21 protein-coding genes and 1 pseudogene are annotated in these 25284 nt (G+C 66.8%); 10 read left to right on the top strand and 12 right to left on the bottom strand.

The annotated features are described in order from the left end of the window. Positions 1 to 108: 108 nt before the first annotated feature. The 3 genes from uvrA to ACW9TV_RS03240 form a co-directional block, all read right to left on the bottom strand. Positions 109 to 2988 (bottom strand): excinuclease ABC subunit UvrA, encoded by a 2880-nt coding sequence (uvrA, locus tag ACW9TV_RS03250; RefSeq protein WP_494304423.1) that lies wholly within the window; start codon positions 2986 to 2988, stop codon positions 109 to 111. A 166-nt stretch (positions 2989 to 3154) separates the two neighbouring features. Beyond that, entirely contained in the window at positions 3155 to 3388 is a 234-nt protein-coding gene (locus tag ACW9TV_RS03245; RefSeq protein ID WP_494304422.1) for a hypothetical protein, read from the bottom strand. Positions 3389 to 3430: 42 nt separating this feature from the next. Continuing rightward, positions 3431 to 3913, bottom strand: coding sequence for a hypothetical protein (locus tag ACW9TV_RS03240; protein WP_494304421.1), 483 nt, complete (start codon positions 3911 to 3913; stop codon positions 3431 to 3433). Positions 3914 to 4072: 159 nt separating this feature from the next. On the opposite strand from ACW9TV_RS03240, the pseudogene ACW9TV_RS03235 reads away from it, so the two are divergent. Then, positions 4073 to 5050: pseudogene (locus tag ACW9TV_RS03235) on the top strand (alpha/beta hydrolase); the annotation flags it as partial. Positions 5051 to 5395: 345 nt separating this feature from the next. Here the strand turns inward: ACW9TV_RS03235 and ACW9TV_RS03230 are convergent. Together ACW9TV_RS03230 and ACW9TV_RS03225 are read right to left on the bottom strand one after the other, a co-directional pair. Then, positions 5396 to 6043, bottom strand: a complete 648-nt coding sequence (locus ACW9TV_RS03230) for an alpha/beta fold hydrolase (protein ID WP_494304420.1) — start codon at positions 6041 to 6043, stop codon at positions 5396 to 5398. 4 nt (positions 6044 to 6047) lie between these two features. Continuing rightward, a complete protein-coding gene (locus ACW9TV_RS03225; RefSeq protein ID WP_494304419.1) occupies positions 6048 to 6854 on the bottom strand; it encodes a glycosyltransferase family 2 protein in 807 nt (268 codons plus the stop codon). 72 nt (positions 6855 to 6926) lie between these two features. On the opposite strand from ACW9TV_RS03225, the gene ACW9TV_RS03220 reads away from it, so the two are divergent. Then, entirely contained in the window at positions 6927 to 7220 is a 294-nt protein-coding gene (locus ACW9TV_RS03220) for a DUF952 domain-containing protein (RefSeq protein WP_494304418.1), read from the top strand. Between the two features lie 56 nt (positions 7221 to 7276). On the opposite strand, the gene ACW9TV_RS03215 is transcribed toward ACW9TV_RS03220, so the two are convergent. Next, positions 7277 to 8629, bottom strand: a complete 1353-nt coding sequence (locus ACW9TV_RS03215) for a NosD domain-containing protein (RefSeq protein ID WP_494304417.1) — start codon at positions 8627 to 8629, stop codon at positions 7277 to 7279. Between the two features lie 210 nt (positions 8630 to 8839). After that, positions 8840 to 9472, bottom strand: a complete 633-nt coding sequence (locus ACW9TV_RS03210) for a glutathione S-transferase family protein (RefSeq protein WP_494304416.1) — start codon at positions 9470 to 9472, stop codon at positions 8840 to 8842. Positions 9473 to 9548: 76 nt separating this feature from the next. On the opposite strand from ACW9TV_RS03210, the gene murA reads away from it, so the two are divergent. From murA to ACW9TV_RS03185, 5 genes are all read left to right on the top strand, one after another. Next, positions 9549 to 10832, top strand: a complete 1284-nt coding sequence (gene murA, locus ACW9TV_RS03205; RefSeq protein WP_494304415.1) for a UDP-N-acetylglucosamine 1-carboxyvinyltransferase — start codon at positions 9549 to 9551, stop codon at positions 10830 to 10832. Between the two features lie 5 nt (positions 10833 to 10837). Beyond that, positions 10838 to 11251: a DUF2948 family protein gene (locus ACW9TV_RS03200; protein ID WP_494304414.1), complete on the top strand. Its 414-nt coding sequence runs from the start codon at positions 10838 to 10840 to the stop codon at positions 11249 to 11251. Positions 11252 to 11494: 243 nt separating this feature from the next. Further along, positions 11495 to 13390 (top strand): right-handed parallel beta-helix repeat-containing protein, encoded by a 1896-nt coding sequence (locus ACW9TV_RS03195; RefSeq protein ID WP_494304413.1) that lies wholly within the window; start codon positions 11495 to 11497, stop codon positions 13388 to 13390. Positions 13391 to 13525: 135 nt separating this feature from the next. Next, on the top strand, positions 13526 to 15127 hold the full coding sequence (locus tag ACW9TV_RS03190; protein WP_494304412.1) for a hypothetical protein: 1602 nt from the start codon (positions 13526 to 13528) through the stop codon (positions 15125 to 15127). 4 nt (positions 15128 to 15131) lie between these two features. Continuing rightward, positions 15132 to 16058: a polysaccharide pyruvyl transferase family protein gene (locus ACW9TV_RS03185; protein ID WP_494304411.1), complete on the top strand. Its 927-nt coding sequence runs from the start codon at positions 15132 to 15134 to the stop codon at positions 16056 to 16058. 26 nt (positions 16059 to 16084) lie between these two features. On the opposite strand, the gene ACW9TV_RS03180 is transcribed toward ACW9TV_RS03185, so the two are convergent. The 4 genes from ACW9TV_RS03180 to ACW9TV_RS03165 form a co-directional block, all read right to left on the bottom strand. Next, entirely contained in the window at positions 16085 to 16924 is an 840-nt protein-coding gene (locus tag ACW9TV_RS03180; protein WP_494304410.1) for a hypothetical protein, read from the bottom strand. Continuing rightward, the gene (locus tag ACW9TV_RS03175; RefSeq protein WP_494304409.1) at positions 16921 to 18336 is read right to left on the bottom strand and encodes a lipopolysaccharide biosynthesis protein; all 1416 of its coding nucleotides are present in this window, start codon (positions 18334 to 18336) and stop codon (positions 16921 to 16923) included. The genes ACW9TV_RS03180 and ACW9TV_RS03175 overlap by 4 nt, the downstream gene beginning before the upstream one ends. 158 nt (positions 18337 to 18494) lie before the next feature. Next, positions 18495 to 19739, bottom strand: coding sequence for a NosD domain-containing protein (locus ACW9TV_RS03170; protein ID WP_494304408.1), 1245 nt, complete (start codon positions 19737 to 19739; stop codon positions 18495 to 18497). A 28-nt stretch (positions 19740 to 19767) separates the two neighbouring features. Next, positions 19768 to 20673 (bottom strand): glycosyltransferase, encoded by a 906-nt coding sequence (locus tag ACW9TV_RS03165; protein ID WP_494304407.1) that lies wholly within the window; start codon positions 20671 to 20673, stop codon positions 19768 to 19770. A gap of 176 nt (positions 20674 to 20849) precedes the next feature. Here ACW9TV_RS03165 and ACW9TV_RS03160 point away from each other — a divergent pair, with 176 nt between their 5' ends. Further along, the gene (locus ACW9TV_RS03160) at positions 20850 to 21827 is read left to right on the top strand and encodes an acyltransferase family protein (protein ID WP_494304406.1); all 978 of its coding nucleotides are present in this window, start codon (positions 20850 to 20852) and stop codon (positions 21825 to 21827) included. Positions 21828 to 21831: 4 nt separating this feature from the next. On the opposite strand, the gene ACW9TV_RS03155 is transcribed toward ACW9TV_RS03160, so the two are convergent. Next, the gene (locus tag ACW9TV_RS03155) at positions 21832 to 22818 is read right to left on the bottom strand and encodes an NAD-dependent epimerase/dehydratase family protein (protein WP_494304405.1); all 987 of its coding nucleotides are present in this window, start codon (positions 22816 to 22818) and stop codon (positions 21832 to 21834) included. 66 nt (positions 22819 to 22884) lie between these two features. Here ACW9TV_RS03155 and ACW9TV_RS03150 point away from each other — a divergent pair, with 66 nt between their 5' ends. Together ACW9TV_RS03150 and ACW9TV_RS03145 are read left to right on the top strand one after the other, a co-directional pair. Next, the gene (locus ACW9TV_RS03150; protein WP_494304404.1) at positions 22885 to 24006 is read left to right on the top strand and encodes an acyltransferase family protein; all 1122 of its coding nucleotides are present in this window, start codon (positions 22885 to 22887) and stop codon (positions 24004 to 24006) included. Positions 24007 to 24067: 61 nt separating this feature from the next. Further along, positions 24068 to 25195, top strand: a complete 1128-nt coding sequence (locus tag ACW9TV_RS03145) for an acyltransferase family protein (RefSeq protein WP_494304403.1) — start codon at positions 24068 to 24070, stop codon at positions 25193 to 25195. Positions 25196 to 25284: the final 89 nt, after the last annotated feature.

The raw sequence follows: 25284 nt of genomic DNA, 5'->3' as shown, positions 1-25284 counted from the left end.
TACTGCCGGCGGTGGCAGGAAGCGGCGTCGCGGAGGGTGCGGCGCCGCTTTGCGTTTGCCGGCCGATCAGGCGATGGCGGCGCCTTGCCGCCGGGTCGGGGACGCCGCCTATTCCGCTGCTTTGGCGGCAGACAGTAGCGGTGCCAGATACCCCCCTGTGAACCCCCGGCCTGACGCCACCACCTCCTCGGGCGTTCCGACCACCACGATTTCCCCGCCCCCGGAGCCGCCCTCGGGGCCGAGGTCGATTACCCAGTCGGCGGTCTTGATCACCTCGAGATTGTGCTCAATCACGACGACCGTGTTGCCCTGATCCACCAGCGCGTGGAGGACTTCGAGGAGTTTGCGGACATCCTCGAAGTGGAGGCCCGTTGTCGGTTCGTCGAGGATGTAGAGGGTCTGGCCGGTGGCGCGGCGGGACAGTTCCTTTGCCAGCTTCACGCGCTGGGCTTCGCCGCCGCTGAGCGTGGTTGCCTGCTGGCCGACGTGGACGTAGCCGAGGCCGACTTCCTCCAGCATGCGCAGGCGATCGCGGATGGGGGGGACGGCTTCGAACAGCTTCACCGCGTCGCTGACGGTCATGTCCAGCACGTCCGCGATGGAGTGTCCCTTGTGGGTGACTTCCAGCGTTTCGCGGTTGTAGCGCTTGCCATGGCAGACGTCGCACTGGACATAGACGTCGGGGAGGAAGTGCATTTCGATCTTCAGCATGCCGTCGCCCTGGCAGGCTTCGCAGCGGCCGCCCTTCACGTTGAAGCTGAAGCGGCCGGGCTTGTAGCCGCGGGCCAGGGATTCGGGGAGGCCGGCGAACCAGTCCCGAATGTGGGTGAAGGCCTGGGTGTAGGTGGCGGGGTTGGAGCGCGGGGTGCGGCCGATGGGGGACTGATCGATGTCGATCACCTTGTCGAGATGTTCGAGGCCGGTGAGGCTGTCGTGCGGGCCGGCGTGGATGCGGGCGCCGTTCAGCGCGCGGGCGGCGGCGGGATAGAGGGTGTCGATCACGAAGCTGGACTTGCCGCTGCCCGAGACACCGGTGACGCAGGTGAAGGTGCCGAGCGGGATCGAGGCGGTGACGTCCCTGAGGTTGTTGGCACGGGCGCCCTTCACGGTGAGCCGGTGGCCGTTGCCCTTGCGCCGGGTGGCCGGCACATCCACCCGGCGGCGGCCGGTGAGATAGTCGCCGGTGAGGCTGGCGGGGTTGTTCAGGATGTCGGCGAGGGTGCCCTGCGCGACGACGGTTCCGCCGTTGCGGCCGGCGCCGGGGCCCATGTCCACCACATGGTCCGCGGTGCGGATGGCGTCTTCGTCATGCTCCACCACCAGCACGGTGTTGCCGAGATCGCGCAGGCGCTTCAGCGTTTCGAGCAGGCGGTCGTTGTCGCGCTGGTGGAGGCCGATGGAGGGTTCGTCCAGCACGTAGAGGACGCCCGACAGGCCGGAGCCGATCTGCGAGGCTAGACGGATGCGCTGGCTTTCGCCGCCTGACAGCGTGCCCGAGGTGCGATCGAGGCTGAGGTAGCCGAGGCCGACGTTGACGAGGAAGCCGAGGCGCTCGTTGATTTCCTTGAGGATGCGGGCGGCGATCTCGTTCTGCTTCGGCGTGAGGCGGGCGGGGAGGGCCTGGAACCATTGCGCGGCCTCCGCGACGGAGCGGCGGGTTGAATCGCTGATGCTTTCGCCGGCGATCTTCACGCTGAGCGCCTCTGGCTTCAGCCGCGCGCCGCCGCACGCCTCGCACGGGGCGGAGGACTGGTAGCGGCCCAGCTCCTCGCGCATCCAGGCGCTTTCGGTGTCGCGGAAGCGCTTGTCGAGGTTGGCGATGACGCCATCGAACGGCTTCATCACCTCGTAGCGCTTGCGGCCGTCCTCGAACACGAGGGGGATCGCCTTGCCCTTCGTGCCGTGGAGGATGGCTTCGCGGGTTTCTTCCGGCAGTTTGGCCCAGGGCTGATCGAGCGTGCCGCCGAGTGCGCGGACGACGGAGCCGAGCACCTGCATGTAATAGGGCGAGGGCGGCGAGGACTTCGCCCAGGGGACGACGGCGCCGTCCTTCAGGGAAACGGCCTCGTTCGGGACGATTAGGAAGGGATCGAAGAAGAGGCGTTCGCCAAGGCCGTTGCAGGTGGGGCAGGCGCCCTGGGGGGCGTTGAAGGAGAAAAGGCGCGGCTCGATTTCCGGCAGGGTGAAGCCGGAGACGGGGCAGGCGAATTTTTCCGAGAAGGTGATCGGCTCGCGTTTTTCTGCCTTGTCGTCCTCCGCCGACGGGCCATCCACCAGTTCCACGACGGCGAGGCCGTCCGCCAGTTTCAGCGCGGTTTCGAAGGATTCCGCGAGGCGGCCGGCGATGTCGGGGCGGACGACGAGACGGTCGACGACGACGTCGATGTCATGCTTGTATTTCTTGTCGAGCGCCGGCGCCTCCTCGATGTCGACCACCGCGCCGTTGACGCGCAGGCGCTGGAAGCCGGCCTTCTTCCACTCCGCGATTTCCTTGCGATATTCGCCCTTGCGGCCGCGCACCACGGGGGCGAGCAGCATGAGGCGGGTGCCTTCGGGTAGGGCGAGGACGCGATCCACCATCTGGCTGACCGTCTGCGCGGAGATGGGGAGGCCGGTGGCGGGGCTGTAGGGGACGCCGGTGCGCGCCCAGAGCAGGCGCATGTAATCATAGATTTCGGTGACGGTGCCGACGGTGGAGCGCGGGTTCCGGCTGGTCGTCTTCTGCTCGATGCTGATGGCGGGGCTGAGGCCTTCGATATGATCGACATCGGGCTTCTGCATCAGTTCCAGGAACTGACGGGCGTAGGCGGACAGCGATTCCACATAACGGCGCTGGCCTTCGGCGTAGATGGTATCGAAGGCGAGGGAGGATTTGCCGGAGCCGGAGAGGCCGGTGATGACGATCAGCCTGTCTCTCGGCAGGTCGATGTCCACGGATTTCAGATTGTGTTCGCGGGCGCCGCGGACGGAGATGTGGGTGAGGCTCATGGGGGATCGTTCTACCTATGTTCCGTGCGCGTTGGAAGGGGTCGGGCGACGGCGGCACAGGTGGGGGCAATTGCGGGAAAAGAGAAGGGCGGCCGGGAGATTCCCCGCCGCCCTTCCAGATCCGTTCGCCGGCCGTGAGGGGGGCGCGTGGGGTGCGCCCCTGCCCTCAGGCCAGAGTGCGGATGTCGCCGGGCCGCCGCCTGAGCCAGGTGACGAGCAGGCAGACACCGACGTTCGCCAGGGCCCAGAGCAGCAGTTCGGACTGCGCTCCGTCGCTGAGAGGGGTTTTGGCCCGGACGGACGTGGTGACGAAGGTGGCCATCAGCAGGATGGCCCAGAACCGGATGACGCGCATGGTGATGCCCCCATGGGTTGCGGGACGGAAAGGATATGGGGCCACGCTGGCGCCCCGCCGGATGGCGGGGCGCGCGTGACGAACTTTTCAGGCTGCCTTCGCGTGCGGCGCGGGCCCCTGTGCGAGGGCCTGTTCCCAGCGATCGAGGCGGACCGAATCCAGATATTCCTGCTGCATCTCCTCTGTGAGGATTTCCGCGAGGCGGACGCCTTCGATCCACAGTTCGATCACGCGGAACATGCCGCCGCGGCTGTAGGTTTCGACGGGCCAGCCTTCGCGGGCAGCGATGGCGTAGACCTGATCGCGGGAGAGCCGGGTGCCCAGTGCGAAGTGGACGGCCGAGCGCTGCCGGGCGGGACCGGGCAGGCCGACGGTGCCATCCGGCCCTTCGACGAGGCGGGTGCCGGCAGGATAGACCTCTACCAGGGTGTTGGTGGCGTCGTTCGCGTGGGCGACCCAGCTGCCGTCTGCGACGGGCGGGAAGGGCGTGGCCTTGCCGCCCATGATTTCGGCGAGGACGGTTGCGACGCGCTGGGGGTTTTCGGCGTCTGTGGACAGATGAAACAGCATGTTCGGTACACTTCCTGATGTGGTTTGCGGGTGTACCCCTCTCGGCCGTGGGATTTGCCGGATGCGGGCGGCGCGGTCTTGGACGGAATCGACGGAATCGACGGCGGATGTGGCGCGGCCTGCCTTGTGGGGGGCGCGGCGCTGCGGCATGCAGGTGGAATGACTGGAACAGCTGGTTCGGAAAAGCCGCGCAAGGCGCGGAGCCTGCGGCGGCGGATTCTGCGCTGGGCGGGATTCCTGGCGCTGATCGGGCTGCTGGTGACAATCCTGATGGCGTTCCACAACCCGCCGATGCGGCTGATGCCGGTGCCGGCGGCCTTCGTGAAATCGGGATCCGCCCTGTTCGAGGCGAATCCGAACCTGCGCCGGGACAACCGGATCGAGCTGTTCTATGCGACCAACCGGCTGGCGCTGGGGCCGCGCAACGACCGGACGCACGTCATCACGCCGGGCCGCGACCTGCTGCTGGGGGTGACGACCATCCGCATCGGCGACGAGGGGACGGCGTGGGACCGGGTTTATGAATGGTCGTTCGGAGAGGATGGGGAGCGACGCCCGCAGCTGATCCTGGAGCGGATGGCGGAGCTGGCGTCCCTGCCCGGTGACGAGGAGGTGCCGCCGGCGGGGCCGGTGATGGATGCGTCGCTGCGGGCCTGGCTGGGGCTGGTGGACGAGGCGCTGGCGCGCAGCCCGGATCCCGACATCATCATCTATGTGCACGGCGCCAATTCCACGGTGGAGCGGGCGGCGGGGCAGGCAGCGCAGCTGCGCCATTTCACCGGGCAGAACGCGGTGGTGCTGCTGTTCGCCTGGCCGACGGCGGAAAATTTCCTGGTCTATCCGCGCGACATCGAAACGGCTTTTGGCGCGGCGCCGCAGTTTGCGCGGCTGGTGGAGCTGCTGGCGACGCACACGCGGGTGCGAAAGATCGACGTGCTGAGCTATTCGGCGGGCGGCACGGTTGCATCCGACGGGCTGGCGCGGGTGGGCGCGCTGAGCCGGCAGCGCAACTATGATCCGCGGCTGGGGCAGGTGCATCATTCCGCGCCGGACGCCGACCTGAGGGATTTCGTTGGCGACCTGCGCGACTATGCCGGGCTGCCCGACCGGGTGACGGTGGGCCTGAACATGGAGGATTCGGCGCTGCGGCTTTCCGAGGTGCTGAACCGGGGATCCCGCGCGGGCCGGCCCGACCTGAAGGAGCTGTCGCCGGGCGACATCCGCTTCCTGCAGCAGGCCAACCGGGATCTGGGGCTGGAGATCGTGCGGGTGCGGCCCGGCGACCTTCAGGGCGTGGGTCCGCGCTCGCACGGCTTCTGGTACATGGACCCCTGGGCTGCCAGCGACGTGCTGATCCAGCTGATGTTCGGGCTGGGCGCGCCGGATCGCGGACTTGCCCCGGGGCCGGGGACGAGCGGCTTGGCCTATTGGGTGTTCCCGCCCGATTACGAGGCGCGGCTGCCGGCCGTGCTGGCCCGTGCGTCAGCCCTTGTGGCGGAACCGGCCCGCTTCAAGGAAGGCGAGAGCCTGCCCGACACTGTCAGGGTGGAAGGGCATCAGGCTGTGCGGAACATGGACGACGATGTGATCGGCCATGCCGGGAAGCCGGGTGGCGGCGACTGATACCTTTCCGTCGTTCGGGCGGGGCAGGATGCTTTCCGGCACCAGGTTCACGCTGACATCGCCGGCGACGACGCCCAGTTCATAATCGACCGGGCCGAACATCGCTTCGTGCGCGCGCAGCCGGTTGGTGCGCAGCATCGGGGCGACCGGGCCGAGGACAGCATCGGACAGCTTCAAATCGAACAGGGTGTCCGCCAGTTCGGAGCCCTGGTTCGGCGGGGCGAGCTGCACGATGCGGCCGAGGCGCTTCGGGCGGCTGCTGTTCACAAGCGCGCGGGCGACAAGGCCGCCCAGCGAATGGGTGACGATGTGGAGCGGGCCATCCAGGGTGGCTTCGAAGGCGGCGACGCGGGGTTTCAGATAGCCGAGGATCTCGTCCATCGAGCGGCGCATCCCGTAGCTGGGCGCGGTGGACGCGAAGCCGGCATCCGCCAGTTCGGACGCGAGGAACGACATGGACAGGCCGGTGCGGCCATGGCCGTGAAGGAGAAGGACGCCTGCGGTCATCGCGTCAGCTATTTTCCGGGGCGGCCCAGTTCTGCTGGCGCAGGACGGTATCCTTCTGGCCGCGCGCGATGAAGCGGGGCCTGAGATAGTCGTAGAAGAACCAGTCCTTCTGAGACGGCAGCGTGGCGTGGTAGAGGATGCGTTCGGGCAGTGTCCATCGGACCGAGGTGCGGTCTGCCCGGCGGGGCGAAGGCTGGACCCAGAGATCGCGGGCATAGGCGATGCGGCCCTGCTTCCACAGGCGATGCACCAGTTCATGATCCTTCAGCACATAGGGCCACAGCGCGGGATCATAGCCGCCCGATGCCTTGTAGGGCGCGGTGCGGAACAGATGGGCATAGCCGCCGCCGTGCGCCTGGTGGGTTAGGAGGTTCGGAATGACATGGGTGTAGAGCCAGCGGCCGGCGCGTTCCCACAGGCTGTCCGGGTTGGGGCCGGTATCATGGGCGATGAACCCGATGATGCCGGGCGGGGCGGCATCGAGGCGGCGGGTGGCTGTTTCGAGATAATGGGGCGGATAGAGGGTGTCCGCGTCGCAGATGGCGATGAATTCCGTTTCGACGGCGGCGATGCCCATGTTCAGCGCATGGACCTGGCCGGGCACGGGCTGTGTGAGCAGGGTGGTTTCGATGCCCTGCTGCCCGGCGGCCCACCGGCGGGCGATCGCCGGGGCGGAATCGGTGGAGCCATTGTCCACCAGCACGACCCGGAAGGGGCGGAGCGTCTGCGCGGCCAGGCTGGCGAGGGTGGCGGGAAGCCACTTTTCCTCGTTGAAATAGGGGATCACGATTGTCCAGCGGGCAGGGGCCATTGGCGGCCCCTAGCCGTTGCAGCTTGGGAGTGAAAGCTTGCGAAGGGCCTTTGGCCGCGCCAGATGGCGGAAATGGCGCTGTTCAAGATCTTCAGGGCCGCCGAATGGGCGGCGTTCGAGGCGGCGGGGCTGTTCGCGGGATCCGCGGACGATCTGCGTGACGGGTTCATCCATCTTTCGACCGGCGAGCAGCTGGACGGCACGCTGCGGCGGCACTTCGCGGGCGAGAGCGGGCTGGTGGTGGCTGAAGTGTCCGTGGCGGACGATCCGGCGCTTAAGTGGGAGGTTTCGCGCGGCGGGGCGCTGTTTCCGCACCTGTTCCGGCCCCTGGAGCAGGGCGATCTGCTGGGGCATGAGCTGCGCTGAGCGGGGGCCCCCGGCCGGCGGGCCGAGGGCGGATGCCGCCGCGCCACAGCGGGGGGTCAATCGAACGAGGCGCCGGCGGGCGTGGGCAGGTTCGCGGTGATCGGCTTGAGCGCCGGCGCGGTGCCGCTGCCGCCCAGCGATGCCGCCCAGTTTTCGGCCCGGACAGGATCGAGGGTGACGACCCCGTGGGCGAAGGGGGCGAGCAGGCCGATCCCGCGGGTGCGGGCCGCCGAGGGGGTAAGGGTGAGGAACGCATTCAGGGCGGGGGCGGCTGACACGGGGCGGCTCCCGAAAACCGAGACCCAGCTTTCGCCGATCTTTCGTTCGGTATCATAAAGGTCGATGTTGTCGGCGGCGGTGGACTGGGGCCCCACCGGGATGCCCTTCATGGTGATGTTGCGTGCAACTTCCACCTGTTCGGCGCTGGAGACGCGGATCTGCGGCTGCATCGCGCCGCCGGTGCGGCCGTCTGGCGTGCGCAGCTTGCTGTTGTTGTTGTCGGCCCAGGGGGAGGCGACGATGACGTTGTTGAGGATGCGCGCGCCGATCACGCGGTAGAGGCTGATGCCGTGCAGGGCGGAGCCATAATAGACGTTGCCACTGATCTCGAGATTGCGGTGATAGATGCCGGTGCGTTCGCCGCCGATGAACATGCCGTGCACCGCGCCGTTCAGGCCCAGCTGGAAGAAGTTGTTCCGGATGCGGAAATTTGTGGCGCCGGTTTCTTCCTGGTTCGTCCAGAACTGGATGGCATCGGGATGCTCGCCCTTGCCATAGTTCGGGTTGAAATCGTGGAAGTGGTTGTTGCTGATTTCGGAATCGGCCACGGCGGCGATGTTGATGCCTTCGCGCACGAAACCGATGCTGTTGTGGACGATGGCGACCCGGCTGGAGCGCTGGACATAGACGGCGCTGCGCAGATCCTGGAACTCGTTGGAGCCGACCAGCACGTTCGTGGCCATGCGGACATGAAGGCCGCCCTGCGCGTCGTCGAAGCCGTCCTGGTTGGCGGTGCCGCCCCGGATGCGGTTGCCGGTGAATCGGATGTTGGCGCCCGCGATCGAGACGACGGGGTTCTTCGCGCTCTGCGCATCGACGCCGCTGACGGAGAGGCCTTGCGCGCCGCCGAGGCTCATCTGGCCGAAGCGGGCGCGGTTTGCGGCGTCTGCCGAGCGGAGGAAGACGTGGCCGCCCGTGTAGCGGAACTTGGTGAAGTTGAAGTCGCCATAGTCGCCGGGTGCGAGGAGGATCACATCTCCGGCGGTGGCGGCCGAGAGTGCGGACCACAATTCGCCGCGGGTGGCGACGGCGAAGGTCTTTGCGGAGAGGGGGCTTGCGAACGCGCCGACGAGCGATGCGAGGAGGGCGCCGCCGAAGAGCGCGCCGCGAACGGCTGGGGCGGTGGGCATTTGGCTCTGTCTCCTGTGTGGCGGCCGGGTCTGTTGCAGGAGTTGGGTTGAAAGCGACCCAGTTGTGACCCGGCCCATGGCAGGAGACGGCCGCGCCCGCGGGCGGTTCAGCCGGAAAATAGGTGAAGGATTGGAAGGGTTTCCGCGCGCACGGCATTGCCCCGCCGCTGGCAGGCGGCAGGGCCCTGGGGCGTTGTTCGGGAGATTCCGCTAGCGGGACTGGGCGGCGCGGGCGCGCCGGTAGCCATCCCGCTGCTGGCAGCGATCCCACCAGGCGCGGGTGCGGGGGCCGAGTTCCGGCAGGAGGCCCAGCGTGCCGGCCAGCAGGCAGGCGTAGCCGACGGCGATGTCGGCGGCAGTGAAGCGCCCGGCGACGAGCCATTCGCGGTCGCCTGCCCCTTCGGTGCCGCCCAGATGGGATTCCACCCAGGACATGCGGGCGAGGAACCATTTCGCATAGGCGTCCGCCACCTGCGGCAGCCGCTTTTCCGGCGGTTCCAGCAGGCGGTAGCGCAACACGAGCGTCTGCGGGAAGGTGAAGGTGGCGTCCGACTGGAAGAGATAGTTGGTGTAGGCGGCGAAATCGGGTTCCTCAGGGGTGACGGCGAGCGGGGTGGGCCCGTGTGTCGCGGCGAGATAGTGGAGGATGCCCGTGCTTTCGGTGAGTTCGGCCGCGCCGTCCCTGAAATAGGGGATGGTCCCGAGCGGATTGGTGGCGAGATAGTCGGGTTGCTGCCAGCGCGGTGGGAAGGGCAGCAGGTGGAGTGTGTAGGGCAGCCCCATCTCCTCCAGCATCCAGAGCGGCCGGAACGAGCGGGCGTCTGCGCAATGCCACAATTCCATCAACCTCTGTCTCCCCTGGCGGCTTTCCTATTGCCACTCGCCTAGCGGGGCGGCAGGCGCTAATCACCCTGACCTTATGGACCAGATACGGATTTCGGGCGGACGCCCGCTGAAGGGGAAGATCCCGGTTTCGGGGGCGAAGAACGCGGCGCTGACGCTGCTGCCGGCCGCGCTGCTGACGGACGAGCCGCTGACCCTGCGCAACCTGCCGCGACTGGCGGACGTGGACACCTTCGGCCATCTGCTGAACGTGCTGGGCGCCTCGACCCAGACGCAGGGGTCGCGGCCGGAGGATTTCGGCCGGGTGATGACGATCTCGGCCAGCCGGATGACATCGACCACGGCGCCTTATGATATCGTGCGCAAGATGCGCGCCTCCATCCTGGTGCTGGGGCCGCTGCTGGCGCGCGAGGGGATCGCGACGGTGAGCCAGCCGGGCGGCTGCGCCATCGGCAACCGCCCGATCGACCTGCATCTGAAAGGCCTGGTAGCGCTGGGGGCGGAGATCGAGCTGACGGCGGGCTATGTGCGGGCGAAGGCGCCGAAGGGCGGGCTGCACGGCGGCCACATCATCTTCCCCGTGGTGAGCGTGGGCGCGACCGAGAATGTGCTGATGGCCGCCGTGCTGGCGAAGGGCCAGACGGTGATGGAGAATGCTGCGCGCGAGCCCGAGATCGTGGATCTGGCGAACTGCCTGAACGCGATGGGCGCGCGGATTTCGGGCATCGGCACCGAAAGGCTGGTGATCGAGGGCGTGGACCGCCTGCATGGCGCGACCTATGCCGTGATGCCCGACCGGATCGAGGCGGGCAGCTATGCCTGTGCGGCCGCGATCACGGGGGGCGAGGTGATCCTGACCGGCGCGAGCCGGGAGCTGCTGGGTTCGACCCTGCCGGTGCTGGAAGAGGCCGGGGTTTCCTTCGAGGATGTGAAGGGCGGGCTGAAGGTGAGCCGGGCGAACGGGCTGCACGCGGTGACGGCGACGACCGCGCCCTGGCCGGGCTTCGCGACCGACATGCAGGCGCAGCTGATGGCGCTGGTGACGGTGGCGGACGGCGCTTCGATGCTGACCGAGACGATCTTCGAGAACCGCTACATGCATGTGCCCGAACTGGCGCGCATGGGGGCGGACATCATGGTGAAGGGCCGATCCGCCATGGTGCGGGGCGTGGCCGGGCTGCACGGGGCGCCGGTGATGGCGACCGACCTGCGCGCCTCGATGAGCCTGGTGATCGCTGGGCTTGCGGCCGAAGGCGAAACGATCGTGCGCCGCGTCTATCACCTGGACCGGGGCTATGAGCGGCTGGAGGAAAAGCTGCAGGCCGTGGGCGCCGATATCGAGCGGGTGGACGGGGACTGACCGGAATGACCGAGCTTCTGCTGCTGCGGGCCGAGGATGCCGACGACCTGAAGATCCTGTCCGCCTGCGTGCAGGACATGGCGGTGAAGGCGCTGGACGTGGCCTGGGAACCGGCGCGGCGGCGGCTGGTGCTGCTGGGCAACCGCTATCGCTGGGAGGCCCGGCAGCCGACGCGGGTGCGAAGCGCCCTGCGGTTCGACGGCGTGCTGAAGGTGGCGCGACGCGAGTGGCCGGAGGAGCGGCATGCGGTGCTGCCCTTGCTGGCGGTGGCGCCGGAGGGCGAGTGTGCGCTGATCCTTTCGTTCGGAGGCGGGACGGCGCTGCGCCTGGAGATCGAGGCGATCGACGCGACGCTGGAGGATGTTTCCGGCGCCTGGGGCGCGCTGGCCGTGCCGACGCACGGGGGCGGGCGGGGCTGATTCGACCTTCCGGCGAGCTGCCGCGAGTCGCGCGGACGTCATTCAGATATTTGCGAAACTGATTTCTTTTTAAATGCAGCCACTTGTTTGAAAACCGTTAGATCGTGCTTGAGGCGCGATAAACGGTTCGTCGATATTTAAGCACGGCTCGTCGATGAAATTGCCGAATTTTCTTGTGGCCCGGCCGTTGACGAGGGATTGATCCCCAAAGTCGTAAAAAACTATAAAACAAAGGGTTGCTAAATGTTGTTTAACAAGGGTCTCGCGCTGTGCGGCGCGATGGTGCTGGCTGCCGTTCCGTATCCGGCGATGGCGCAATCCACACTTCAACTGGTCGAGGATGATGCCCGGGACAGCGGCGTCTCGCTGGGCGGGACTTCCTCTGGCGCGGCGGTTCGGACCGCTGGACTTACCTCGACGCAGCTTTCGTCGATCAAGGTGAGCAATGTCCTGATTGCGGCCCCCGCCCCGGCGGCGACCACGACGACGGCGCCCGCGACCACGACCTTCAACTCCTCCACCTTCCTGAGCGGCGAATGGTTCAACAGCCTGAGCGTCGCATCGCTGCAGTCCCTGCTGTCTTCGCTGACGGCCACAACGTCCAACATGCCGGTTACCGTGACGGATACCGCCTCCCCGGGTGACGCGGGCGTGGTGGAAACCGTGACGGAGGTGGTTCGGGATGTCGTGGAAGCGGTGACCGACGCTGTCGACGCCGTCGTCGATACGGTGGTGGCGGTGGTGGACGCGGCTGTCGATGCCGTGACCGGTCCGTCGCAATCGACTTCGACGGCTGGCGTGACGATCCCGACAGCCGGCGACATCCAGGTGGCGGGGCCGCGCGATGTCGTGACGGCGGGGCCGCCGGCTGTCGATGACAATTCGGCGCCGGCCGGGCCCAGCCTGCCGACGGGCCAGCTGCCCGCCGTGGAGAAGACCTTCGACGTGTATGACCGCGCCCAGCTGTGGACGGCGCTGACGGAATCGCTGAATCTGTCTGGCGCGATCATCCGCATCCATCCGGGCAACTATGGCTCCCTGCTCTGGAAGAAGCGCCTGCACACCAAGGGGCGGGTGTTCCTTGTCGCCGCGACGGCCGAGAAGCCGGTGTTCACGAAGATGGACTTCGGCGGTTCGCAGAACATCGCGATCAGCGGCGTGAAGGTGGCCAGCGGGGAATCGGTGCTGATCTCCTTCGCCAGTGCGAAGGACATGTTGCTGACCGATACCATGCTGACCAGCGCCAACAACGACCGCAATCCCTGGGACAATGGCAACACGGGCATCCATATCCGCAGCGCCACCGGCGTGACGGTTTCGGACGTGACCTTCGAGGATCTGCGGCTGGCGATCTATGTGCAGCGGTCCAGCAACGTGATCGTGCGTTACAACACCATGAACTGGCTGCGCGAGGGCATGAACGTGGCCGCGACGGACCGCTTCCTGCTGTACCGCAACTATTTCACCGAGTTCCATCCCAACTATGCCAAGGGCGAACATCCCGACACGGTGCAGTTCTGGAACGTGAACGAGACGGCCGGCGTGTCCAACTCGAAGCTGATCGAGAATGTGATGATCCACGGTGGTTGCCGGGCGGTTCAGGGCTTCTTCCTGGGCGCCGAGCGTGCGGCCTACTGGCATTCGAACCTGGAGATCCGGGGCAATGTCTACTATGGATCTTCTCCACACGGGATTTCGGTGACCCGCACCAATGGGCTGAAGCTGGCCAACAACGTGGTCGTTGCCTCGCCCAACGGCGATCGCAACAACAGCGACCGCTCGGCCGACGGGAAGTGCAGCGGGGGCTACAGCCCGCGCATGCGCGCCACCACGTCCACCAATGTCGAAGCCTACAACAATGTGGGCATGACCACCCCGCTGCTGGCCGATGGCGAGCTGAAGTATGACAACTGGGATATTGTGGACGCCTTCTATGGCGGGCTGCCCTGGGCTGATGTGTTCGTGAACGGGCGCATGACATCCGACAAGCCCGCGCTTTCCGAGTTCGTGACCAAGGACCCGTCGCTGACCCGGACCAAGAAGGGTGGCATCCTGGAGGCGTTCCCGCACGGGCGCCGCAATCTGGGGGCGACCGACGCCCTGCTGGATGCACTGGCGGCGCACGCCAAGGGCGCCTGAGGCGGAGCCTGGAATGCGGGGGCGCGCGGCACCGGAAGGTCTGCGCGCCCCTTCGCATGTCCGGGTTGCAGCAGCGGACAGTCGTTTACCGGTTTCCTTCTGGAGGCCGCGCCCCGCCTTCGCTATAGGGATGGCATGATCAGCGCCCGCGACCGGATCCTTCGCCCCTATACGCGGCGCGTGCATGATCTGCGGCACAGCCTGCTGAAGATGCTGGCCGTGTGCCTGCTGATTATGACCGCCATGTTCATGGGTTTCTGGCTGGCGGTGTTCGGCACGCTGGTGGCGCAGCCTTTCTTCCTCCTTGTCGGCATCCTGTTCGTGGTGGCGCTGTGGATGATGGACGATACCGAACCCGACTACCGGGCGAAGATCACCACACTCCTGGTCTGGTATGTCGTGCTGGAGGCCACATGGCCCTCTTATGTGGCGGTCGACATACCCGGGCTGCCCTGGCTGACGCCACCGCGCATGCTGCTGGCCGTCATGATGTTCGTGGTGACGCTTCAGCTCGCGCAATCGGCGCGTGCGCGCGGTGACCTGATCGAGGTGTGCGGTGCGGCCAAGCTGGCGCTTTGGTTCCTGGGCATCTTCTGGGCCACGGCCTTTGCGACTTGCCTGATTTCCCGCACGCCGAGCGCCTCGTTCGTGATGCTGGTCGAATGGTTCCTGCTGTGGAACATGCCGTTCCTTGTGGCGTGTCTGGTCTTCCGGGACCAGGACGCCTTTTCCCGCTTCGTGACGGCGCTGATCTGGGCGACGGCCTTCATCTTCGTGATGACGATCTTCGAATATCTCCAGCGCAAGCCGATCTGGTTCGGCTACATCCCTTCGTTCATGAAGATCGACGGGCCCTTGTATCATGCCATCATGCAGGAACAGGTCCGCGTGGGGGACAACCGCTATCGGGCGCGGGGCGTGTTCGCGGTCCACCTGTATTTCGCGCAATATATCCTGCTGGTCGTCCCCTTCATCCTGCACAGGGCCATCGAAAGCCGGGGCTGGGAACGCTTCTGGGCCTGGGCGCTGATGGCGTTCACGCTGCTGATCATCTGGATGACCAACACGCGGACCGGCATGTCGGGCTTCATCCTGGTTTCGGCGGGCATGATCGGCCTGTTCGCGCTTCGCCGGTTCCTGAACCCGACGAACAAGGGTGACATGGTGGCGCCCGGCATCTTCCTGGCCGCCCCTGTCGGGATGATGGCGTTCGGCGTGCTGGTGGCGCTGAGCCCCCGGTTGCAGACCATGACGATCGGCGGGGCGCAGACCCGGTCCAGCGACCTTGGCCGTGACATGCAGTGGATCAAGGGAACGGCCGCCATCAAGGCAAACCCATTCGGTTACGGCGGCGGCAACTCGGGCCCGCTGGCGGGCCGGATGGCCGGTGACCGCTACATTATCGACAGCCTGTGGCTGAACTTCATGCTGGATTTCGGTGTGCTCGCCTTCGGCGCCTTCATGCTCTTCCTGGGTGTGACGATGTATTATGGTGTGCGCATGTACCTGACCGCGAAAGATCCGACGACAAAGCTGATGGGACCGGCCGCGATCGCGGTTGGCGGGTTCATCCTGACGACCTACACCATCAGCTTTGCAGGCAACCTGCCGCTGCTGATGATCATCGTGGGTGGAATCTATGCCTTCCGTCAGCGCCAGATGGCATCGCAGGGACAGCCGGCCGCATTGAAGCCCGTGCGGCTGCCGCAGTGGCTGCCGCGCCGCCGCCTCGCCTGAAATCGTGAAGCTTCACCACTTCCACGACCCCGAAGGCAATTTCGGGGACGATCTGAACCACTGGTTGTGGGATGCCCTGCTGCCCGGATGGCGGGCGGCCTGGCCCGACACCTGGCTGGTGGGCGTGGGGACGCTGATCAACAGCAAGATGCCGGCGGGCGCGCCGAAGATGGTGATGGGATCCGGCGTGGGCTATGGCGAGCTGCCGTCGCCCGGGATGCTGGCGGAATGCCGGTTCGTCAGCGTTCGCGGGCCGCGATCAGCGGCCGCGCTGGGGATCGCGCCGGAACTGGGTATCCTGGATCCGGCGGCGCTGATTCCGCTGCTGCCGGATTTCGCGGATATCGAGCGCCATGGGGAAACCCTGTTCATCCCGCACCACCGGTCCGTCCACCGGCAGGACTGGGCCGCCCTGTGCGCTCGGGCGGGGCTTTCCTATCTTTCGCCCTGTGGCGAGGCGAAGGGCGTGATCCGCCGGATCGCGGGCGCAAGGCTGGTGGTGACGGAAAGCATGCATGGCGCGATCCTGGCCGACGCCTTCGGCGTGCCCTGGCACGCGGTTTCCATCAACGCGCAGTTCAACGGCTGGAAATGGGCCGACTGGGGGGAGAGCCTGGGGGTTGACGTGCGCATCCATCCGCTTGCCTCTGCGCTGGAACCGCTGATCCGGCGGTTGCGGCGGGCGCCGGCGCGCGTGGTGGCCTCGGGTGCCGGCGATGGCGGACGTGGTGCGCCGGCGCGACCGGGGACGAGCTGGAAAGGGCGTCTGCGGCTGGCGCTGGAGCGTATGTCTGTCGAGCCGAAGATCGGGGCGCTGGCGCGACAGCCCGGCCAGTTGAGCGACCGCACGCGGCTGGCGGATGCGCAGGCACGGCTGCGGGCGCGGTTCGCCGGGCTTTCGGCGGAAATGGCGGCGGACGCCACCGCCTAGCGGAACCGGCGTGATGGCCTGGCCTTCTAGGGCAGGCCGAATTCGGCGCGTTCCAGCTTTCCGTAGCGGCGCATCAACTGGACGTTCTGAAGCATGCGGCGCGGGTTTCGGATCATGCCGCCATTGGCGAGATGGGCGCGCAGTACGCCCTGCGAGCGGCTGTGGGCGTTGACATGGCCGACGCGATAGACGGCGCCGGGATAGGGCAGCGGGGTGAAGATCTGCCCCTGCTGCTCCAACGCGGCCTTCACCAGCACATGGCTGCCCAGCATTGTCTTCACATAATCGGGCGAGGCGGCCTCCAGCGAATGCGGAAGCCCGAGCGCGGCGAAGGGCAGGATGGCCGAGGTGCCGCACAGATTGCTGAAATCCTGGTGCGTCATCAGCATCCGGCTGCCGGGCGACCAGACAAAGCCCTCATCGAAGCGGAAGGCGGTGCCGGGCGCGGCTTCCGCCATGGTGCCGGCCAGGCGGTTGCTGACGAAATCATCATCGTCAACCACCATCACATGGCTGGTGGGGCCGGCGGCCAGCAGGGCGGCGAGCACGCGGCGGCCCTTGTCGAGCCGGGCTGCCTCGTGGAATTCGCGCCGGCTCTGCCCGTGTGGGCTGTAGGCGGGATTCGGCGGAAAGCGCACCCGCACATCCTGGATTCCGGGCGGCAGCGGCGGCAGATCCGCACCTTCCTGCACGGCGACATAGGCGCGCCACGACGGGTGCAGCTGGCCGGCGACGGAAGCGAAGGTCTGGGCGATATTGTCCTGCAGGTCGCGCCAGCTGGCGGCGTTTTCCGGGTGGCGGACGGGAATCACGAAGGTGAGCGCCACCGGGGCCCGAAGGTCGGTTCCGATGGGTTTCACCTTCACCGGCGGCGGACTTTCTGAAGAAGGGCGAGGCTGTCGCGCCGGTCGAGGAGGGCGATGAGGCCGACATAGACGAGGACGCCGGCGGGGACGCCCGCGAGCAGGCGCGCGATGCTGTTGAGGCCCTGAAGCGCCAGCCAGCCATCGAGTGAGGCGACGGCCACCCCCATCAGCGCGGCGGCGAGCGCCGGGCGCCAGACGGAAGCGGGAATACGGGCATAGCGCAGGCCGAGGAGCCGGCTGAGGAACCAGCAGTTGAGCGGGATCTGGATGCAGACGGCCGCGGCCTTTGCCCAGACGGCCGCCATCAGCCCGTGGCTGGCGGCGACCCAGAGGAAGCCGATGTTGATCGCGGCGCAGAACAGGCTCCAGCGGAACTGGAAGCGGGCCTTGCCATGGGCGGAATAGATTGCGGCGTTGAGTTCGCTGATGGTGCTGATGAGGGCGACGACCGAGAGGACGCCCAGCACCTGCGCGACCATCGACCAGCCATCCCCCAGCAGCAGGCGGACGATCGGGGTGGCGAGCGCCCAGATTCCGAAGGTGACGGGCGCCATCACCAGGAAGGTGGCGTGGAGCGTGGTGAGATAGCCGCTGGCGACGCGTTCCGGTTCGGACTGGATCGACGACATGATCGGGAAGGTGGTGCGCCGGATCGCCTGGGTGATGGTGCGCTGGGGCGAGATGAGGATCTGCTGGGCGAGCGTGAGATAGCCGAGATCGGCGGCCGAGAGTTTTTTCCCGACGATCGGCCGGTCTGCGTAGCCGGAGATGATTCCGACTGCGCCCGCCAGCGTGACATAGCTGCCGTAGCCGATGAGGGGCTTCAGCGCCTCCCACGAGAAGGCGAGGCGCGGGCGCCATTTCGCCGAGGCGAAATAGACGGCGAAGATCACGAAGGTGATGACATATTGCTGGGCGAGCAGCGCGAAGACGGATGCGCCCGCCGCCGCGAGGCCGACGGCGACGACGGCCCCCGCGATGCCGGCTGCGAGTTCCGCCGTGGCGAGGCGCTGGAACCGGAACTGCCGTTCAAGGATGGAATTGGGGACGCCCTGCGCCGCGATGAGCAGGAACAGGGGGGCGATGGCCTGCACATAGGGGGCGAGCTTCGGCTCGTCGAACAGCGAGGCGATCGGGTTTGCGAGGGCGAAGACTAGGAGCGCTGCGGCGACCCCCAGGGCGACGGAGGCCCAGAAGACGCTGTTCAGTTCGATGTCGCTGACGTCCTTGCGCTGCACGAGGGCGACGCGGAGGCCGAAATCGGCGAACACCTGAATGAAGTTGATGAGGAAGAAGATGAGGGCGAACAGCCCGAATTCCGCCGGGCCGAGAAAGCGCGACAGGAGGCTGATGGTGCCGATGCCGATGACCGCCCGGAGGCCCCGCGACAGCGCCGCCGCACCCGACCCCATGAGGGCGGCACGGGCCAGGCCAGTTTTCTGCCGTGGGCCTGCCGTGGGTGGGGGAGACGGCATGTTCATCGGATCCCGGCTGGATTGCCCCGCTTTTGCTGCACCTGCGATATGACCTTCATGACGGCCTTCCGGGCGGGGCTCAAGCGAAACCATGCTTAAGGGGCGGGCGGAAGCTCTGCCCCGCAGACGAGGCGGGCGCCCTGCCCGGCCTTTCCGGCGGCGGATGCGGGATTGACGAGGAACGCTTCCGGCGGGGGGTTGGGGCCCGTGGGCGGGTTCAGGAAGATCTTCCTGAGCGGCACACCCTTGCCGCCGCGCACCTGCGCCGTCGTGTTGTTCGCGCCTTCGATGGGCAGTTCGGCGGGGATGGTGAAGGAGGAGGCGATGTTGCCGACAATCCGGCCGCTGGAATTCGTGCCGACGATGCGGATCTTGGGGATGAGGGCTGCGGAATCGCGGCCGTCGGCCGAGCGGACAGGCGGCGGCGAGGTTTCCGTGTGATCGGAACCGATCACGGTGTTGCGTTCGACGACGGTGTTTTCCGCGCCGCCCAGCGAAATGCCGTGGAGCGCGGAGCCATAGTAGATGTTGTCGCGGATGGTGGTGTTGCGCATCCGGAACTTCGGATCCTTTTCGGCGGACTGGGTGCCGCCGCCGAAGATTCCATGGACCGCCCTGGGCCCGCCGAGGCTGAAGAAATTGCCTTCGATCAGGGTGTTGTTCGCGGAGCCGTCGTTGTTCTGCCAGAACTGGAGGGCATCCGGATGTTCGCGCTTCGCATAATTGGGCTGGAAGTGGGAAAAGCGGTTGCAGCGGATCACGCCGCCATCGACGGCGACCCAGTTGATGCCTTCCCTTATGTAGGCAAAGCTGTTGCCGGTGACGCGGATGTTGCGGCTGCTTCCGGCGGACATCGCCACCTTCATCTCGCGGAAGCGGTTGCCGCGGATTTCCACCCCGTCGGCGTTGCGCAGGCCGATTCCGATACCGCCGTCGTCCCAGGCGTCATTGTTCATGTTCTGGCCGCGGATGAGACTGTTGCGGACCAGAATATCGGCGCTGTTCTCGATGCGGAGGATGCGGCCGCGCTCGTCGAAGCCGCCGCCGATCTCCAGCCCGTCGAGCGACCAGCCGGAGGAGTTGAATATCTGCACGAAGGCGAGGATCGCGCCCTTGCCGCTGAGGACGGCGGGTTCGCCCGAAAGCTTGCGGCCGGTGATGCGCAGCGCCTGGTAGCTGCCCGGCGCGAGCAGGATCCTGTCACCGGGCCTGGCCGCCGCGACGGCGCTGGCGAGCTGGGCATCGGTGGCGACGCTGATGGTGCGGGCTTCGGCGCTGCCGCAGACGGGCACGAGGAAGGGGAAGGCGAAGAGGGCGATGGCACGGACATGGGGGGGCACGCGAAATCCTTTCCTTGGGCGCTGCGGCTCAGCGCGCGATGCCGAGGGCATTGAGAAGCGCCAGCAGACGTGTTCGCGGGCCGAGGGGATCAAGCCGGACGGCCTGCCGGAAATAAGGGGCGGCCCGGGCATGTTCGCCCATCTGGCGGAGGTTGCCCGCGATGCGGTGCAGATGGGTCAGGTGCGCTGCCGGGTGCGCCTCGAACAGGGAGCGGTGCTTTTCGAGGACGGCGATCCAGCTTTCGATGCGCTTGGCGCGATCGCGCGTGACGCTGTTCGGCGTGAAGCGCTGGATCACCAGCGGCTCGTCCGTGAAGGCGATGGCGCCGCGCGCGGCGAGGCGGATGGCGATGTCCCAGTCGACGAGGGATTTCAGCCCCGTGTCGAACAGGCCGACTTCGTGCAGGATTTCGCGCCGGGCGACGAGGGTCTGCGTGCTGATGGGGTTCGTGGCCATCAGCGTGGGGAGGATGTGGCCGGAAACGGCGCGCACGGCGGGATCGGGGTGGTAGGCGATCTTCAGCCTGCCGCCCGGGCCGGCGGCGGGATCGTCCGGCGTGCCGGTGATGAGGAGGCCGCAATAGAAGGCGACCGGCGGTTCCGACGCCGCGGCGAGCGTTTCCAGCTGGCGCTCGAGCTTTCGCGGGAGCCATTCGTCATCCGAATCCTGGAAGGCGACCCAATCGCCCTTCGCTTCGCGGATTCCGCTGTTGCGGGCGGCGGAAATGCCGCCGTTAGGCTGGTGGAGGAGGCGGACCCGCGGATCGGCCATGGCTTCGACGCGGGCGGCGGTGCCGTCGGCCGAGCCGTCGTCGACGACGATCACTTCGAGGGGCGGAACCGTCTGCCCGAGGACACTGCGGATGGCCGTTTCGATCGTGGCTTCCCGGTTGTAGGCCGGAATGACGACCGAAATGGACGGTGTGGATGCCATGCCTTCGCTGCCCCTGCTGATGGCAACCGGTGATAGGCGACTGCGCCGCGCCTGTCATGCCCGGCGCGGGGGCGCGTTGAAACAGATTGTTGAATCAGCGGCCGTCATGCCTTGATCGGGCCGACCGCAGGCGGCATGGATGGGGTTGTCAGGCGGCAGAGCTGGGGGAATTGCGGATGGTTTCAGCGCCACGGCTTGCATTGGGCCCTGGCGCGGTCCGCCTGATCCTGGCGCTGATGGTGTTCGTGAGCCATGTGAGCGTGTGGAACATCGGGACGGCTGCCGTGGTGCTGTTCCTGATGCTGAGCGGCTACTGGGTTTCCCGTATCTATCTGCAGGGCAGCTATGACGGCGTGGGCCACTATTTGGCGGGGCGGGTGATGCGCCTGTGGCCGCTGGTGATCGTGGCCGCGCTGACGGCCTGGGCGATCCAGATGGCGGTGCGGGGCTATCCCATGGGCAGCCTGGTTTCCACGATCCTGTTTCCGGGCATCGCATCGCGCGGGGACGATGTGGTCGGGACTGTCTGGTCGCTCGACATCGAGCTGCAGTTCTACATCCTGCTGCCGTTGGTGATGGCGGGCCTTGCAGCGGCCGGCCGGCGCTGGCAGCTGGCGCTGGCGGCCGGCGCCGTGGCGGCCTTCTTCGCCGGCATCTGGCTGGGCCGCATGGGCTGGCTGACGGCGCTGATCTTCGCGCCGGCGTTCGCGGCCGGCATCTGGATGGAGCGCAGTCAATGGACGCCGGGGCGCGGGGCGGCGATGCTGTCGCTGGTGGCCTTTCTGGCGGCACTTGCCGTCTATGCGCGGTTGACCCCGCCGGATCTGGAGGCTGCGATGGCGCTGGGAGTCGAGCATTTCAGCCTGGCGACACTGCTGGTGGCGGTTCTGGCCATTCCCTTCGTCGCGTGGAACGTGCACCAGCCATCCGGCCCCCGCGACCGCTGGCTGGGGGATCTTTCCTACCCCTTCTACCTGCTGCATTTCCCGCTGATCTGGGCGCTGACGCAGTTTCTGGGCGATACGCCCCTGATGAAGATCCTGGCGCTGGCGGTTTCGCTGGCGCTGACGCTTGCGGTGAACCTGTGGATCGACCGGCCGATCGAGGCGTGGCGCAGGCGACGGCTTCAGACGCGCAGGGCGCGCGCGGCCTGACGGATCACGCCCCCGTCCACCCCCGGTACCAGCGCACGAATTCCGGCACGCCGACATCGATGGGGGTGGTGGGGGCGAAGCCATGATCCGCCGCGATGGCGGAAATGTCGGCATAGGTATCCGGCACGTCACCGGGCTGCATCGGCTGGTGATCGAGGCGCAGCGGCCGCCCGCAGGCCTGCTCGATCACGGCGACGAGCCGGGACAGTTCCTCTGACCGGTGGTTTCCGATGTTGTAGATGGCGTGGGGGGAGACGCTGCCGCCCGGCTTCGGGGCGCTGTCGTCCGCCGGGGGGCGATCGGCGCAGGCGAGGACGCCGGCGACGATATCGTCGATGTAGGTGAAATCCCGGCGCATCCGGCCGCCATTGTAGTAGGGGATGGGTTCGCCCTTTAGGCAGGCCTCGGTGAACTTCCAGACGGCCATGTCCGGGCGACCCCAGGGGCCGTAGACGGTGAAGAATCGCAGGCCGGTCAAGGGGGTGCGATAGAGATGGGCGTAGGTTTCGCTCATCAGCTCGTTGGCCTTCTTGGTGGCGGCGTAGAGCGAGATGGGCTGATCCGTCCTGTCTTCCACGGCGAAGGGCAGCTTCCTGTTGGCCCCGTAGACGGAGGAGGAGGAGGCGTAGACCATCGGCACCTGCCTGTGGCGGGCGAGTTCCAGCATGTTCAGATGGCCGGAGAGGTTGCAGCGGCCATAATCCAGCGGATGATCGATGGACCAGCGCACGCCGGGCTGGGCGCCGAGGTGGATGATCCGGTCGATCCGATGGGGGGCCAGCGCCGCTTCGAGGCCGGGCGCATCGGCCAAATCCTGTCGCAGCAGGGTGAAGCCGGGGCCTTCGAGCGAGGCGGCGCGGGCTTCCTTCAGATCGAGGCGGTAATAGGGAATGAAGCAATCCAGCCCGACGACGGCTTCGCCGCGCGCCAGCAGGGCCCGGCTGACGGCCGATCCGATGAAGCCGGCTGCGCCTGTGACAAGAGTAACCATTACAAGGCTGGATGGCGGACAATGGCGGCTTGAGCAAGCGTGCGGGCTGACCTATCCTTTGTTTCCATGGGCGGGCAGCAGCGCATCTATCACCTGGACGCCTTGCGCTGTTTCTGCATGCTGTTCGGGCTGGCGCTGCACGGGGCGACCATCGGCAACGGCTGGTTCTTCATCGCGATCAAGGACGCATCCGACCATTTTCGGATGGCGACCTTCTTCTTGGTTTCCGGCTTCTTTTCGGCGATGGTGCTGTCACGTGGCGGCACGCGGGATTTCATTCGCAACCGGGCGCGACTGCTGCTGCTGCCGATGCTGATCGGCACATTGCTGTTGAATCCGCCGACCCTGTGGCTGATCCGGCTGTTCCACCTGGGGGATCCGCTGGCCAGCGGTTATGTGAACGGGACCTGGCGGCTGCCGATCTCTCCTTCGGACTTCTGGGGGCTGAACCTTCTGCACCTGTGGTTCCTGGCGACCCTGTTCGTCTATGCCCTGCTGAGCCCGGCCTTGCTGTGGCTGGCGGATACGCGCGGCGGATCCGCAACAGCCGCCCTGCTGGGGCGGCTGCCGGCCTGGTTCCGCCTGCTGCTGATGACAGCGGCCGTCGCCCTGTGCGTGACGGTGATGCGCGCTGTTTCCGACCAGATCCTGGTGCCGCGACTGCCGGATTCGACCCATTTCCTTGTGCGCGCGACAATGACCTACTTCGCCTTCTTCGCAGCCGGCGCCATCGGCTTCCGGCACCGCGAGCTGTTCGAGACGATGCACCGGCTGTTCTGGCCGGGCCTTTTGCTGGTGGGGGCGGCCTATCTGATGCACGGCCAGTGGGCCGGTGCGCTGCCCCATGCGCTGGAGCGGGCGAGTTACTGGATGCTGCGATCCGGCTTCATCTTCCTGATCGTGTGCGGCCTGATGGCGCTGGCAAGGCGGCTGGTGACGAAGGGCAGCCCCTGGCTGAGCCGGCTGACGGACCTTGTCTATAGTTTCTACATGTTCCACTTCCTGGTGATCTACATCATCGCGAACCTGATGCTGAAGCTGACGGACAATCTGTACCTTATCTTCGTGGCGATCCTGCTGGCCGGCTTTCCCATCCTTGTTGCGATCCATGAGAAGATCATCGCGCGCAGTCCGCTGCTGATGCTGCTGTTCAACGGCAAGATCGTGCGGCGGGCCGTGCCGGCCTGAGCGCGATGCGGAGGCGAGAAAGCGGTGGAGGATGCCGCCCTGCTGGGCTAGGCGGGGCATCGTGACCGGAAACGCCCAACGCCTGCACCACATGGATGCCCTGCGCTGCTTCTGCATGCTGGTGGGACTGGCCGTTCACGGGGCGACCATTGGCAACAGCCTGCTGTTCGAAGCAATTGCCGAGGTATCCGACCACTTTCGGATGGCGACCTTCTTCCTGGTTTCGGGCTTCTTCACGACCATGGTTTTCCTGCGCAGCGGGGTGCAGGCTTTTCTGGTGAATCGGGGGCGGCTGATCCTGATTCCGCTGGTATCCGGGCTGGTGCTGCTGAACCCGCTGACGCTGTGGCTGATCCAGCGCTATCACGGCGGGGGGGAGAGTTTTTCCAGCTTCTTCCTGGACGGGGGCTGGCGGCTTCCGCTGCCCGGGCCGATGGTGTGGCACCTGCACCTGTGGTTCCTGATTTCCCTGTTCCTCTATGCCCTGCTGACGCCCCTGCTTTCTGCCCTAGCGGGCAGCGCGCCCGTTTCCCGCGCGGTGCGCTGGCTGACGGGTTTGCCGGGATCGGCCGGGCTTCTGCTGCTGACCCTGCTGTTCGGCGTGGCCGTGACCTTGCTGAGAGGGCTGAACGACGCCGTGGTGACGCCCTTGTTCTTCCAGCCGAATGCCTTCCTGCCGATGGCGACGCTGAACTATCTGGCCTATTTCGCGATCGGCGTGCTGGCCTTTCGGCACCGCGATCTGTTCGATCTGATGCACCGGCTGTTCTGGCCGGGCCTGCTGCTGTTCGGCGCCGCCTATCTGCTGCACCCCCTGTTCGAAGACCAGTTGCCCCGCGCGCTGGAACGGGTGACCTACTGGATCCCGCGGGCCGGCTTCATCTTCCTGATCGTGTGCGGCCTGATGGCGATTGCAAGGCGGCTGGTGACACGGGGGACGCCGATGCTGAGCCGTCTGACCGACGGCGTGTACAGCTTCTACATCTTCCACTTCCTGCTGATCTACATCATCGCAAATCTGCTGCGGCCCTTCACGGACAATGTGTATCTGACCTTCGCGGTGATCCTGGCCGCGGGGTTTCCGGCCCTGTTCCTGATCCACGAACGGGTGATCGCGCCGAGCCCGCTGCTGACGCTGCTGTTCAACGGGAAGGCCGCGAAACAGCGGAAGGTGGCCGGGCCGGCCTGAGGCCGGGCCTGCCCGACGGCGGACTGCAATGACCCTGATTGCCCGGTCGATTCCGTTCGGCTGGCGGCGGGACGAAGAAGGGGGACGGG

The organism is Sandaracinobacter sp. T42 (assembly GCF_059115405.1).
The sequence above is the reverse complement of the archived record's forward strand: the minus strand, read 5'-3'. Positions and strand labels throughout refer to the sequence as shown.